This is a genomic window from Kurthia zopfii (assembly GCF_003143955.1).
Taxonomy (GTDB): Bacteria; Bacillota; Bacilli; order Bacillales_A; family Planococcaceae; genus Kurthia; species Kurthia zopfii.
Window position 1 is genome coordinate 17,737 of the sequence record NZ_QFVS01000012.1, and the last position, 13,873, is coordinate 31,609.

At 31.9% G+C, this 13,873-nt stretch carries 14 protein-coding genes; 1 reads left to right on the forward strand and 13 read right to left on the reverse strand.

Features of this window, described 5'->3' with window-relative positions:
- Window positions 1-71: 71 nt before the first annotated feature.
- Window positions 72-1,256 (forward strand): flagellin lysine-N-methylase, encoded by a 1,185-nt coding sequence (gene fliB / locus DF281_RS06130; RefSeq protein WP_109349375.1) that lies wholly within the window; start codon window positions 72-74, stop codon window positions 1,254-1,256.
- A 44-nt stretch (window positions 1,257-1,300) separates the two neighbouring features.
- On the opposite strand, the gene fliT is transcribed toward fliB, so the two are convergent.
- The 13 genes from fliT to DF281_RS06195 all read right to left on the reverse strand — a co-directional run bounded on the left by fliT (window position 1,301) and on the right by DF281_RS06195 (window position 13,873).
- Window positions 1,301-1,657 (reverse strand): flagellar protein FliT, encoded by a 357-nt coding sequence (gene fliT, locus DF281_RS06135; protein WP_109349376.1) that lies wholly within the window; start codon window positions 1,655-1,657, stop codon window positions 1,301-1,303.
- Window positions 1,657-2,055: a flagellar export chaperone FliS gene (fliS, locus tag DF281_RS06140; RefSeq protein ID WP_109349377.1), complete on the reverse strand. Its 399-nt coding sequence runs from the start codon at window positions 2,053-2,055 to the stop codon at window positions 1,657-1,659. The genes fliT and fliS overlap by 1 nt, the downstream gene beginning before the upstream one ends.
- 24 nt (window positions 2,056-2,079) lie before the next feature.
- The gene (gene fliD / locus DF281_RS06145) at window positions 2,080-4,287 is read right to left on the reverse strand and encodes a flagellar filament capping protein FliD (protein ID WP_109349378.1); all 2,208 of its coding nucleotides are present in this window, start codon (window positions 4,285-4,287) and stop codon (window positions 2,080-2,082) included.
- An 11-nt stretch (window positions 4,288-4,298) separates the two neighbouring features.
- Complete coding sequence (locus DF281_RS06150; protein ID WP_109349379.1) at window positions 4,299-4,664, reverse strand: flagellar protein FlaG; 366 nt, start codon at window positions 4,662-4,664, stop codon at window positions 4,299-4,301.
- A 54-nt stretch (window positions 4,665-4,718) separates the two neighbouring features.
- Window positions 4,719-5,903, reverse strand: a complete 1,185-nt coding sequence (locus DF281_RS06155; protein ID WP_166636092.1) for a motility associated factor glycosyltransferase family protein — start codon at window positions 5,901-5,903, stop codon at window positions 4,719-4,721.
- A 64-nt stretch (window positions 5,904-5,967) separates the two neighbouring features.
- Window positions 5,968-7,101 carry a UDP-4-amino-4,6-dideoxy-N-acetyl-beta-L-altrosamine transaminase gene (gene pseC, locus DF281_RS06160; RefSeq protein ID WP_109349381.1) on the reverse strand — a complete coding sequence of 378 codons (1,134 nt, stop codon included), beginning with the start codon at window positions 7,099-7,101 and terminating at the stop codon, window positions 5,968-5,970.
- On the reverse strand, window positions 7,101-8,144 hold the full coding sequence (pseI, locus tag DF281_RS06165; protein WP_172461951.1) for a pseudaminic acid synthase: 1,044 nt from the start codon (window positions 8,142-8,144) through the stop codon (window positions 7,101-7,103). Before pseI ends, pseC begins: the two co-directional genes overlap by 1 nt.
- Window positions 8,144-9,121, reverse strand: coding sequence for a UDP-2,4-diacetamido-2,4,6-trideoxy-beta-L-altropyranose hydrolase (pseG, locus tag DF281_RS06170; protein WP_109349383.1), 978 nt, complete (start codon window positions 9,119-9,121; stop codon window positions 8,144-8,146). The genes pseI and pseG overlap by 1 nt, the downstream gene beginning before the upstream one ends.
- Window positions 9,122-9,844 (reverse strand): cytidylyltransferase domain-containing protein, encoded by a 723-nt coding sequence (locus DF281_RS06175; protein WP_109349384.1) that lies wholly within the window; start codon window positions 9,842-9,844, stop codon window positions 9,122-9,124.
- A gap of 192 nt (window positions 9,845-10,036) precedes the next feature.
- Window positions 10,037-11,212: an acyl-CoA reductase gene (locus DF281_RS06180; RefSeq protein WP_109349385.1), complete on the reverse strand. Its 1,176-nt coding sequence runs from the start codon at window positions 11,210-11,212 to the stop codon at window positions 10,037-10,039.
- Window position 11,213: 1 nt separating this feature from the next.
- Window positions 11,214-12,269, reverse strand: a complete 1,056-nt coding sequence (locus tag DF281_RS06185) for a LuxE/PaaK family acyltransferase (protein WP_109349386.1) — start codon at window positions 12,267-12,269, stop codon at window positions 11,214-11,216.
- Window positions 12,266-13,591 (reverse strand): AMP-binding protein, encoded by a 1,326-nt coding sequence (locus tag DF281_RS06190; protein WP_109349387.1) that lies wholly within the window; start codon window positions 13,589-13,591, stop codon window positions 12,266-12,268. The genes DF281_RS06185 and DF281_RS06190 overlap by 4 nt, the downstream gene beginning before the upstream one ends.
- Before the next feature lie 54 nt (window positions 13,592-13,645).
- Window positions 13,646-13,873, reverse strand: a complete 228-nt coding sequence (locus DF281_RS06195) for an acyl carrier protein (protein ID WP_109349388.1) — start codon at window positions 13,871-13,873, stop codon at window positions 13,646-13,648.

Below are 13,873 nucleotides of genomic sequence, written 5' to 3' on the forward strand. Positions count from 1 at the left end.
GGAAATATTTTTGTAAGAAATGTAATAAACTCGATTTCTGCCGATATAGTACATATGTAGGAGGTTTTCGAATGAATATAGTAAAAGAATTAAAGCCAACATACTTTGATGACTTTAAATGCATCGGAAGTGAGTGCGAAGATACTTGTTGCGCAGGTTGGAATATTGGCATTGATAAAAAAAGCTTCAAAAAATATAGAAAAGAAACGAATCCAAATTTGAAATCATTACTTCAAAAAAATGTGAGTCGTAATCGTCAGGCAACATCCGATTATCATTACGGCCAATTTAAAATGGATGATCAAGATAAATGTTCGATGTTAAATGAAGAAAATCTTTGTACAATTCAACTAACTTCTGGTGAAGAAGCACTGTGTCATACTTGTACAATTTATCCTCGTTCAGCGAAATCAATTAATGATTCGATTGAAAAAAGCTTGGATACATCTTGTCCTGAAGCAGCTCGTTTAATTTTATTGAATCCTAATGGCATCGATTTCGTTGAAGTTGAACCTGAGTTACCAAAATATAATTTTGCACAACATAGACAATCTGATGAACAAAATCAATATTTTTGGGCGAATCGAATGTTTATGATTAGTGCTTTGCAACATCGTGTACATCCATTAGAAGTTCGTTTAATAGTAATCGGACTTTATGTGAAAAAACTAGAAGAATTAGAACCCGCAGAACGTTTTGTTCAAGCGCAAACCCTTTCAAGTCAATATTTAGCTTATTTAGATGATGCGAATATTACAGATTTAACTACTCAAATCAAACCTAATTATGATTTCCAAAAAGCATTAACCTTATTTTTCTTGAAGGATTTTTCTGCTCGATCAAGTCGATTCAATCAACTGGCTTCTTGCACATTTGATGAAGTTAATTTTGGTGATTCTACTGAATCATTTGCTCAATCATTACTGAACTATAAAACTCAGTATGATCAGAGCGAATTGTTGCAAATTGCCTTGGAAAACTATTTAGTGAATTTAACATTTGCCGAATATAATGAAAGTAAAGAAGATATTATTTCTTTCTACACATTGTTAATTACAAATTTCTCATTAATTCGCTTATTATTCATTGGTAATGGACATAAATTTAGTTATACGAATGAAGAAATTGTTGCGACAATCCAAATCTTTAGTAAGAGCTGTCTTCATAATACGACTTACATCAATAATGTTAAAAAAATTATTTCAACTAAACAATATTCTCAGACTTCTCAAACAATCAATTTAATCAATATATAAAAAAGCTCCGGAATCCTTATAAATTTAGGTTTTCCGGAGTTTTCTCATTCTTTTTTATCGAAATACGTACCATCTAGATTTCCTAGTTGGCTATACGGATTTACATAGCGTTCTTCCGATTTTTTAGAAACTTGAAGTTGGCGCATATCGGAAACAATCTCCGCTTTGCATGATTCAAGTCTTTGTAAAATCCCTTCATTCAAGGCTTGTAATAATTTGAAATCTTTATGAGCTTTCACGCTAACTGGGTCAAGTGCATCGATCGTTTGACCTCTTGCATCTAACAGTTTGTCGATCAATTCAATTTGATTTTCTCGCTTGTCGTTTTTATCTTCTTCAAGCTTTTCCAATGTTGCATATAGTTTTTCTGAAAGGAGTACGAGTTGTTGAATCGCATCCATTAAACAGAATCTCCTGAATATTGTTGTTTACGATTAATTTGAATAACTTCCTTCCATGTATCGCGGAATTGCTTCGTTAATCCTTCAACTTCATCAAGAATGGCAGTATCATTTTTAATATTTGCTTGCGTCAATTGGCTATGCATATATTCATAGAGATTGTACATCTCCTTTGAAACTTCCACATCCATTTTCAATGTACTCATTAGTTCCCAAATAATCGCTTGGGCTTTTTGTACATTCGTATTTCGCATTTCAATATTATTCACTTCAATCGCTTTTTTTGCTTGGTGGATGAATTTTAAACATCCGTTGTAAAGCATTAGTGTCAGTTCACCTGGGGACGCGGTTGTAACACTATTTTGCTTATATGCATTGTATGCATTTTGTACTGACACACCGAACAACTCCTTTTAAAAATATTATTGCATAAACATAGCTGATTGGCTATTGGCTTTTTGGATGGCATTCTCCATTGCCGAAAATTGCTTCCAATAACGTTCTTCGATTGATTTTAGACGGTCTTTCCAATCAGTAATCTTTGTTTCAATTGAATTAATTGTTTTACCAAGTGAATATGACAAATCTGAAGCAGATGTTGACTTACCAGCAGATTTCTCAATTGTTTTCACCGCGTCTTGAGCAGCAGTTCGTAGTTGACTTACGACACCTGGATTTTCTTTTGTTCCATCTCCCGCAAAGACTCTCGTTATGATGTTTGGATCTTTATTAATGGCTGCTCTTAGTTTATCTTCATCTATCTCAAGTTTACCGTTATCTTCCCAACTTTTCGATGTAGAAATGCCCAGGCTCTTTAATGTTTCTCCTTTTATACCAAAAACTGACCCATCAGCAGATCCTGAAGTAGAAGTACCGTATGTTGTTAAAGTATTTCGCATTTTGGATAAGACATTATTTAGAGTACTGTCACTTTTTAATAAGCCTAATTTCGCAGTTTCTTCCCATTTTTTTACCTCTGCCTCAGTCATTTCAGATTTTTGAGCATCTGTTAATGGTTCATAACCTAGTTTACGTTTTTCTGAAGTTCTATCGTTTAATTCCTTTACTAATCCATTATACATTTCAACAAATTGTTTTACTTTATCAACTGCTTTTTCCGTATCTGGAGTAGATGAAACAGTAATAGGAGCCGATGTATTCGATAAGTCTGCTGTCGCAGTTATTTCGTATCCAGCTACTTTAAAAACATTCGAACTTTGCTTATATTCTACGCCGTTAACAACCATTGTTGCATCTCTACCATTTTCCGCTAATGTAAGGTCTGCTTTGCCAGTCAATCCCGCAAATAATGCCATCCCTTTAGTTTGTTCTTCATTTACTATCCCACTAGGTTGAACTAGACTAATTTCAGCTCCAGCTGCATTATCACCAGTGTTATTTGCAGATAATCCGAAGGTCCCATTATTGAAAATAGCAGTTACGCCTGCATTTGAGCTGTTAATTTTCTTCATTAAAGAATCAATTGAATCTGAATTAGTAAAAGTAATTTTTGTTTCTTTCATTTTCCCATCAGCTTGAATTGAATTTAATGTGAATTCTCCTTTTTCAGAAGAAGAACCGCCTAGTAAATCTTGAATTGTACTATTACTTGTTAATTTAGTAGGATTCGTAGTATTAGTTACAAATGTACTACTAGTTGCACTTTTTAATACAGGAGAAAAAGTATCCTTTAGAACACTATTATCCGAAGTAACTTCTAATGATTCCTTGGCATCTTTGCTTGAAAACGCCAATTTTCCATCAATAAATGAAGCATTAAATCCTTTTGAATCTACTTCTTTTAATAAATCTTTCATAGTAGCATCAGGATTATTTGTTATTAATGCACCCAAATCGATGGTTTCGTTTTTTTCACCTGCAATGAGAATAATCGTTCCGCTATTCAAACCTAAATCTGATAATTTTGACCCCGAAGTGGCAATTGTATCATCAGCATTCTTTAATTGAATTGATTGTTTTGCAGCATCATTAAAAGTCATGCCTATATTTTTCAATGAATCAATTGCATCGGAACTTAATTTAGATGTATTTGATTGTTCTGTCAGTTTAAATTGACCATTCGTTAATGATAATTTAATACCTTCACTCTCAAATTTTGAAATCAAGTCATTTACACTACCTGTTCCACCTGCATAGCTTTGTAACTGTAATTTGCCTTGATCACTCAAACCTTGAATATCATTTATTAAAGTACTTCCAGAAATTCTTTCATTACTTACATTTGATGAAGTAAACGTATTTGAAGCATTCTTTGCAATTGAAATCTCACTAATTGATAGATTACCGCTCGCACTACCACCAGCCTCTACTTTTACAGAGTTATTCGTTGATACATTTGAAGTTTTAGAATTCCAATTACTTTGTAAGCCATATTTATCAAATAAATCTTTTTGGAATGTATTAAGCTTCGTATTCACATCTCTATAAGCGTCACGTTTCCACTCATATTTTTGCTTTTGAACTTGAAGCTTTTCCATTTGTGCACTTTCAGCTTTCATTAATTTTTCCATCATTGAATCTATATCCATCCCAGAGGCTAATCCGGAAATTTTATTTTTGTATTGTAAATATGAAAATGAAGTTGTATTAGTTGTGTTATTTACTGGCATTTTATATCCTCCTAAATCGATTTATCAACAATATTCCCTATTAATTTTTGCATTTCATAATAGGCATCTAAAAGTTCTTTCGGTGGAATTTCTTTTATTACCTCATTAGTTTTAGAGTCCACTACTTCCACGTAGTACTTACCTAAACCTTCATGAAATATAAATTTTGAGTTTTTATTATTATGTTCCATAAACTCATTCATTTTATTTACTGCTATTTGGTATGCTTGAATTGTTGGCTTACCTTGATTATCTGTCATTTCAGAGATTTTCAATTCTTTTTCAGCATCTTCAAATTTATTATGTTTACTCAATGGTGGATTCTTGATAAGAGAATTAGATACTTGATCTATTGATGTATTAGATACTATTTTCATACATTAATTCACCTCACTAGAGCTTTTCCTTTATATCGGACTTAATAAATTTTTTTATAGTTGTTCAATTGAATTTAATTTAACATCAAACACTTCACATTTTTTTAGTTTTGCTCCAGATACTGCCGTGTTATATACTTGCATCTTAGAATTAGGAATTGCTCTATCAAACCATCGTTTATAAGTTAGTAAATTTTGTACTGAATAAATTTTTGTACCATCATTTGCTTCGATTTCTTCAAGTCGATTATTACAAGATGTTTTCCGTCCAGAAGTAGACCCAATCGCATGAGTATTTTCTCCTTTAAACCCTAAATCTTGTCCAAATAGGAATAAGCTCTCATACCCAAGTTTTTCTATATAAGAAAATGCTGTTGTTGCTACTGATCCACCAGTTTCCAATAAAAACTGATTCTTCCCCTTTACGAACTCCTCCGCCAATTTATATCCGCTTTGAAAAAGTATTCTTTTCATCCCTTTAAATTCTCTAACTGCTACATAATTTGCTGTACATAACGCGAGTAAAGTCCCATTATATCTGTCGTCAAGTTGATTAATTATATTGTCTTGTGCATCTGTAATTAATACAGCTTTTGGCTGTATATTATGATCTAGTAAAATTTTCAATGCTGAACCTACACAATAAATATCAAAAAACACTTCATTTTGTTTTAGCCATTTGACTGTTTCGTTAAGTGAAGGACCTGAAGAAACTAATGCAGCTCTTTTATTTGATGGAGAATCAACAGCTACTTCATTAAATAGAGAAGTATTCTCATTAAAATTTTCTTCCATTTGGTTTTTGAATCTTTTAAAGGAAACTTGCCTGATTTTTATATCTGCAAGAAATGTAAAAAGAGGATGTTTCTCAGTAACGACATTTAGGAAAACTTGTGGAATAATAACTTTTGCATCTCTAAGAAATTTAGGTTCACCTGTATACACAGAAATGTTTTCTGATTCAATCAATTGTTTTACGTTATGATTTTTATAGATAGCTTCTTCTTCTGGAAATAATAATATGTATTTAATTATACAATTAGGATAATTTTCTATTAAATAATCTAAATGATACCCTAAGCCTAGACCAACTATCAATACTTTCGAACCATTAACAATGTTTTCTGATTCAATAAACCTCTCAACATCCAATTGGGGATTATATTTGCTATAAATATATTTATTATTTATTTTTAATGTTAAAGTATTATTCTTTGCTTCCTCTACTTCCCACTCCATATAAACACTCCTATATAAACAAAAATAGAAATCACTAACAAGTTTAGGATTTCTATTTTTCATATTATTTAAAAAACGTTAAGATTTGATTGACATCTTCTTCAGTCATTTGCGGATGTAAAGGTAAAGTTAATGCCTGTTCATACCACTTCTCTGCTTTCGGGCAAAGTCCACGCTCATATCCTAATTTTTCGTAATATGGGTGCCAATAAACAGGAATATAGTGTACGTGTGCACCAATATTATTATTACGTAATTCTTCAAATATTTGTTTTCTTGTTTTTTTCAACTGTGGCAAATCCAATTGAACTGAATAAAGATGCCAACCAGATTTCGTATTTTTCAACTGCCAAGGCGCTTTAACTCCATTAATATTTTTTAATTTTTCATGGTACACCTCAGCAAGATTCCGTCTTTCTACAATAAATGTATCTAGTTTATTCATTTGAGAAATGCCTAATGCTGCTTGAATATCTGTCATTCGATAGTTATATCCTAAATCAACCATCTCATAATACCATTCACCTTGGCTTTTCGAGTAATCTGTTTGTTGAATTCCATGCCCTCTAAATAAAATCAACTTTTCATAGAAATCTTTATTATTTGTTACAATCATGCCACCTTCACCAGTCGTAATCGGCTTAACTGGATGAAAACTAAACATTGTCATATCTGCAGTAGAACCAACTTTTCGATTTTTATAATCTGCACCTAGTGAATGTGCACCATCTTCAATAACAATAAGATTATTTTCTTTAGCAATTTCCATAATGCGATCGATATCTACCGGTTGGCCTGTGAAATCAACTGGAATGATTGCCTTTGTATTTGAAGTGATTTTCTTTTGAATCTCTTTTGAATCAATATTATATGTTTTCTCATCTATATCCGCGAAAACAACTGTGGCATCCATATATCGAATACAATTTGCACTCGCAGCAAATGTAATCGGTGTTGTTATTACTTCGTCCCCTTTTCCTATACCAGCGGCATAACAAGCGGCATGCAAAGCGGCTGTCCCATTTGCAAATGAAACAGCATATTTTACATCAACATATTTTGCAACTATCTCTTCAAATTCTTTTACTTTTGGACCAGTTGTAAGAAACGGAGATTTTAATGTATTTATTACTGCTTCAATGTCTTCATCCGAGATCCATTGCGTACTATACGGAAGGAATTTTTCTCTTTTTTGCATTATAATACTAACTCCCAATTTACTGGAGTACCTTTTTTAGCATCTACTTTTATTTTTTTCCCTAGTAATAAATCAAAATATTTTGTTGGTAAACCTAGACCAGGTCTTACATCTCGTAGATTCTTCTTGGTGAACTCGTCTCCAGCTTTCATATCCTCACCGATATACAATGATCGACGTGCTAATAATGAAGGTTTCTCTACTTCTGTCGGTCCATATTGAACTTTACCTATACATTGCCACGCTCTCTCTGTATCAACAACAAGTTGTTTTAATTCGTGAGGTTCCATTGAAAAGGAAGAATCTACTCCTCCGTCTGCTCTGTCATTTGTAAAATGCTTTTCAATTACAGTTGCTCCAAGCGCTACTGCAGCTACAGATACGCCTGTCCCCATAGTATGATCCGATAAACCAACTTCAACTCCAAATAACTCTTTCATATGAGGGATTGTAGCAATATTTGAATTTTCTGGTGTTGCTGGGTAAGTGCTTGTACATTTTAGTAAAATTATTTGATTATTGCCTTCTGCTCGAACAGTTGACACTGCTTCATCCAATTCAGCAACTGATGCCATTCCTGTTGAAATGATAATGGGTTTACCTGTTTTTGCTACTTTTTTTATTAATGGTATATCTACATTTTCAAAAGAAGCAATTTTATAAGCAGGAACATCCAGTTTTTCTAAAAAGTCAACTGCAGTTTCGTCAAATGGTGAACTAAAAGCTATAATCCCTAGTTCTTTACATTTATTAAAGATAGCTTCATGCCATTCCCATGGTGTATAAGCTTTTTTATATAGATTGTATAATGATTGACCTTTCCATAAATCTTTTTCATTAGAAATAAAAAATTCATTAGTATGTATATCTAATGTTATTGTATCTGGTGTATACGTTTGTAATTTAACAGCATCTGCCCCCGATTGTGCAGCTAGTTCAACCAATTGTAGAGCTCTCTCTAACGACTGGTTATGATTTCCAGACATCTCTGCAATAATAAATGGTTTATTGTCTTTTCCTATTGAATAATTTCCAATATTCATTATTTATTCAACTCCACTAATTCATTTAACCAAGGATTATTAGAACCGTTACTTTTTGTAACAAGCAGACCTTTCTCGCTGATTTTTCTTAATTTCTTTGGATTTTTAATCGTATCAACTATCAGTTTTTTATAATGCTCTACAGTTACTTTACTGTGGTGTCCTAAATTTAATATGACGCCTTGGCTTTCTAAATAATTTGTTCCTTCTATTTGATTATCGGCAACAATTGTGCAGGATGAAGGCAGACCTATATAACAACGTTCCCAAGTTGTGCTCCCTCCCGCACCAATTGAAAAATCTACTTCTTCCATTAAACTTCCTAGATAATCAATTTGCTGATGATAGTAATAACCTTTTTCCAAACAAATAGATTTAATTTGCTCTTTCTGAATATTTCCATCCCCACAAACTATATGTACCTTTGTAAATTCAAAATCATTTAATGCTTCAATTACTTTCAAAGTTTCATGTGTAGGATCCGTACCACCCATAAATACTAATATTTTTTTTAGTTCATCGTTTCGTTCTCTTCTACTTTTTCTAATATTAATGAATTCTTTCCTCATTATTAGATATTTTGGTCCTAATAGTTTTTTACATTTTTCAGGCACTAGCAAATCATATCTAGTTTCATAATTCGGAAGAAGGTTTTGATCTATTATTACATCACAGCAATGATTTCTATTTGCTAAATCATCAATTACCACGATTTTATTAGCAAATTGATATAGTTCTTTTTCTTCAACTTCATCTATCTCATAATGGTCGATAATTATCGTATCAGTTCTTTCCCAAGAGTCGATTGTTAAAAATCCTTTATTTTGAACAAATTCAATTAGATTTCCTTCAATAGCTTTCATGTAAAACAGAACTACATGCCCTTCATTTTTTAATTGCTCCGCAATCGTCAAACATCTCATAACATGACCAGTACCAATAACTATTGAGGCATCTGCTCTAATAATAAAGTTCAATTATTTCACCTTCTTTTGTTCAATGTGAGCATTTATTCTCGCGATTTCTGGATTCTCTAATAAGTATTTTATTACATCTTCACTTGGCACTAATAAATCATCAAAATTTAAAGCAATTTTATTTAATACTTCATAATCTTCTAACGTATCTAAAGTGACTCGCAAAGAAGGCCTGTTCTTATATTCAGAAACCTCAAAATCACTTCTTTTGAATTCACTCTTATTTTCATAGGCATAATATGTTACATGTTCTTTATGTCTATTTTCTTTTCCATTTTTTTGAATATATTCTAAAGCATTGAAAGAGATTATTTCTGGTGCTAAACCTCTTGGTAACTCTCCTTTAAGGTCAAAGATATCCACTTGATTTTTTTCTATTTTTCTAACCATCTCACTCGCCATATGATAATCTACAAATGGACAATCAGCAGTAACCCTTATGATATAGTCCGGTTCATAATTCATAGCTGCTTTTATATAACGATCGAGAACATTATTCTCTGATCCTCTAAAACACGCTATTCCATTCTTTTCACACCATTTTGAAATAACGTCATCTTTGTTTAAATCTGATGTTGCAACAATTACTTCTGAAACACCTTCAATTTTCTTACACCGTTCTAAAACATATGTAAGTGTATTGCTATTACCCAGTTGCTTTAAGACTTTTCCAGGCAATCTAGTCGATCCCATTCTAGCTTGGACGATAACGATTGTTTTCAAATCTACACCTCAACATCTGCATTATATTTTCTGTACTTTTCACCTAACTCATTCCACCGTGAACTAGTCATTTCAAATAAATAGATATTATGCCATTCTCCATTTTTTTATATGATTTTCTTAAAGCCAATTTCTCAATCATGCGTCAATCCAAAATTAACTTCAAATGATCTTCTCTAATCTTCACCCACTTCATTTAATCACTACTTTCCTAGTAAAACTAGTTAAAAATTCTTGACCATCCCAGACACTATTAAAATCGAGTGCTTGTCCTACTGGGACGATTCTATCTATCCCTCGAGACTCAATATTTTTTGCGAATTTTTGAAGTTCTTCTTCATTAAAACCATAGTAGGTAAGTGTTTGATCTGCATCAGATATTAGATGGGTAACTGAATTCAATGAATTTGTTTCATATTCATAAAATATGCCATTCCCACAATGGGATTCTCTCAATTTTTCATTCATTGACAATAACTCTATTCGAGAAAAAATTGGTTTTGAGTCAATTTTTTTAACATCTTGATCATTCGCTAACATTAAAGAGGTAGCCAGTTTTGTGACTTGAGTTGCTCCATCAAATTCAAATTGTTTTTGTTTCACCTTTAGTTCTATTCTATTCCAGAATTCTACTGATTTCTCTCCTACCCAGATTACTAATCTAGGTGATGAACAAGCCATTTGATTGAACCAATATGAATCGTTATAAAACCTATCAATCAGGTTCTCAAAACTCTCGTTATCAAGTTGTTCGATTATTTTACTATTTAAAACTGCAATTGAAAATCTGTTTGCGAATACTAACTCATTTGCTAGTGGAGATAATGGGATAGATCTAATAACATTAACTGTTTGATTACCTCCCCACACCACTCTTGTATGACATTTATTACTAATTAATTCGGTAGCTTTTCCATCGTGTGGATAAGTACATATTATTGTTTGACTTCCGATTTTTTCATTACATTTTAATTCTTCTAATATTATTTTTAAAAGGTTATTTTTTGCTGCTTTCGAAGATACTCTAATCACATTACGATTACCTGCAAGCATTGATAATAACCAAGAATATACAAAAATTGTATCTACATTGGAAGGTGCTATGTGAAAAGTAGTTCCTCTTGGTTTTATTAGTATACCTGTATTTCCTTCGTAAAAATGTTGCTTCATAGCAACTATATTTGATTTCCTTAACCAATAACCCAAAGCTACAATTTCTGGCTTCTTTTTTTGTGTTAAGAAACGTTTAGACAACGCCTTAATAAATTCCAGAGTTTCTTGAGCAAATGGCTCATTTATCGACTGTTTCGATAAAACATCAATATTCTCCTCAAATGTCAATTCATTTTTAGGCCAAAAAATATTCATTCTATTCTCCTTCTTGAAACGTATCGCTACATCCTCTTATTTCGGCTTTCGGTATCCTACCTAAAACTGTAAAATACTTCCCTTTCCAACCACATTTACAATTATCTTCTCCTATAATTGTTCCTAAATCTTCTGTCAAAAGCGAATGCCCTGGATAGCTTCTAGGTAACTCACTTACAACTTGGATTAAACCTAGTACTCCATTTCTAACATTTTCAAAAGAAATCGGATCACGAATAATTACGTCTGCATAGCTAGGTGAATGTAAATAACCTTCTTTACATTCTATGAAGATTGAACCTACTTGCTCAACCATGCCATAATAATTATGGATTTCACTAATTCCTAACTGCTCTTTGATTTGTTGATTAAAACTCAAAGAATCTATTGCTTCATCGCTAAGTTTTTTCCAACCTCCACCATGAATTAATATTGCATTATTAAAATCTAGTTTTATTCTTTGTTCTTTTAGTTTTTTAAAAACATACTTCCAAATCATAAAAGTAAATCCAAACATTAATATTTTTTGATGTCCAAATTCATCCATGAATTTTTTTAAACCATCATAATCTAATGTCATATCGTCATTCAAAGCATAGAAATGTTTTCTTCCAAAGTTAGAAAACCCAATAATCCCTGCACCTCGAGCACTAAATGACTTCCGATTTTTCAAAACCGATTTTGTATCTAAAATGATCATGGGTAATCTTTTCTCACCCAAAACTGGCTTCATTAGACTTACCAGAGCTTTCGTTTGTGAAATTGCTGTATTTTTATCTAGATAAATTTTCGAAACTGTTTGACCTGATGTACCACTTGACGTTAATACTTTCACAACTTCTTCATCTGGAATAGATTTCAATTCCATTGACTTAAACAATTGTACAGGTAAAAATGGAACATCAATTATTGATTTCGCAATTATTTCTTGTTCGCTTTTTTTTATCATTTTAGAATATGCTTCACATGCATTAAAATGTAATTCTGATAACTCATTCAATTTTTCAAGCAGTATTATTTCCTTTTCAGTTTTTTCTAAATGAAATGGTTCTTTCATAAACACATCTCCTTTAACTTTACATAATCTATCTTACCGTTAGTAAATCGAGGTAGCGTGAGGATTTTCACTTTATAAGAAGATTTATGTAAATGATATATTTCTCTCAAAAACTCACTTACTTCATTTAAATATTGATCATCTTCGATTGCAACAATGAGTCTATCATCATTTCCAGTACATGCTATTGCTGTAGAAACTTGCTGTTCTAGCTTTCGTTCAACCTCATCTAAATTAATTCGAAGACCAAAAAGTTTAATAAAACGCTTTAGCCTACCGGTTATCGTAAAATAACCATCTTCGTCGACTTCAGCCGTATCTCCTGTATATAATACACCCTGTAACTCATCTCCTTTTTTTAAGTCCTTTAAACAGTCTGCATATCCTAACATTACATTTGCGCCGAAATAAACTAACTCTTCATTTTTTATTTCTAATTTGCCTCCAGGAATTGCAATTCCAATTGAATTATATTTATTCTTTACTTGATCATGCGGAATAAATGAAATTCTTGGAGATGCTTCTGTTTGACCATACATTACATAAAATTTTTTGTTTTTCTTTTTGGCATATTCAGCAAAATATTTAACTAATTTCTCACTTAACCTACCTCCTGCTTGCGTTAAAGTTTTCAAATCTGGCAGATTCATATTTACAAATCCAATTCTCTGTAATATCTGATATGTAAAAGGCACTCCTGCAAATGAAGTTACATTCCTTTTTTTCATTAAATCCCAGAATGTCTTTTCCATTACACTTTCATTTGTAATTACTATACTGGCACCAGTTAATAAATGACTATTTACAAGAGACATACCATACGAATAGGATATTGGTAAGTTTACCATTGCACGATCTTCTGAATTAATATTTAAATACTGTTGTATTGAAAATGCATTTGATTTTAAATTATCGTACGATAACCTCACAAATTTTTGACTCCCTGTAGTACCTGAAGTGCTTAATAACAATGCAAGATTTGGATGAATTTCTATTGGAATATTTTTTTCTCTGACTAATCTCTTTCCTACAGTGATATATCCATCAAATTCATTCAAACCAACGATCCATTTCGGTTTATATTTATCGACAGTTATTTTCAATAATTCAAAGCTTAATTCTTTTGATAGTAACATGACAGCATGCTCACTGTTCATAGCAGTAACATATTCTGAAATAATATCTATTGTATTTTCACATAAAATCAGAATAATGTTTTTTTCTTCACTATTGAACGGTAAATTTTTCAAATCATTATAAGTATATACTTCATCGTTTGTAAACACCGCGACTTTAGAACTGCTAAGGTTAAAAAATCCCATAAAAAATCTCCTTTCAAAAAAAGAAGTGTAGCAAATTGCCACACCCCACCGCCACTAAAATACTACATCATATTTCCCTAAAATCTCTTTTGCTTTTGAAAAGCTACTCATATCTAGTACATCATCTGTATCGAGCATTATATCAAAAACATCCTCTAACTCAGCAATCAGGCTCATGTGCCCAATAGAGTCCCATTGAGGTATAGTATTATATTCTAATTCTTCAATATTCACAGTTTCATCCAATTCTAATACTTCTTTAAAAATTTCTTTAAGTTTCAA

What these genes read in the sequence shown, in the direction of transcription:
- fliB (WP_109349375.1), top strand. Translation starts at nt 72, where the DNA reads ATGAATATAGTAAAAGAATTAAAGCCAACATACTTTGATGACTTTAAA.
- fliT (WP_109349376.1), bottom strand. Translation starts at nt 1,657, where the DNA reads ATGGATGCGATTCAACAACTCGTACTCCTTTCAGAAAAACTATATGCA.
- fliD (WP_109349378.1), bottom strand. Translation starts at nt 4,287, where the DNA reads ATGCCAGTAAATAACACAACTAATACAACTTCATTTTCATATTTACAA.
- DF281_RS06150 (WP_109349379.1), bottom strand. Translation starts at nt 4,664, where the DNA reads ATGAAAATAGTATCTAATACATCAATAGATCAAGTATCTAATTCTCTT.
- DF281_RS06155 (WP_166636092.1), bottom strand. Translation starts at nt 5,903, where the DNA reads ATGGAGTGGGAAGTAGAGGAAGCAAAGAATAATACTTTAACATTAAAA.
- pseC (WP_109349381.1), bottom strand. Translation starts at nt 7,101, where the DNA reads ATGCAAAAAAGAGAAAAATTCCTTCCGTATAGTACGCAATGGATCTCG.
- pseI (WP_172461951.1), bottom strand. Translation starts at nt 8,144, where the DNA reads ATGAATATTGGAAATTATTCAATAGGAAAAGACAATAAACCATTTATT.
- DF281_RS06180 (WP_109349385.1), bottom strand. Translation starts at nt 11,212, where the DNA reads ATGAATATTTTTTGGCCTAAAAATGAATTGACATTTGAGGAGAATATT.
- DF281_RS06185 (WP_109349386.1), bottom strand. Translation starts at nt 12,269, where the DNA reads ATGAAAGAACCATTTCATTTAGAAAAAACTGAAAAGGAAATAATACTG.
- DF281_RS06190 (WP_109349387.1), bottom strand. Translation starts at nt 13,591, where the DNA reads ATGGGATTTTTTAACCTTAGCAGTTCTAAAGTCGCGGTGTTTACAAAC.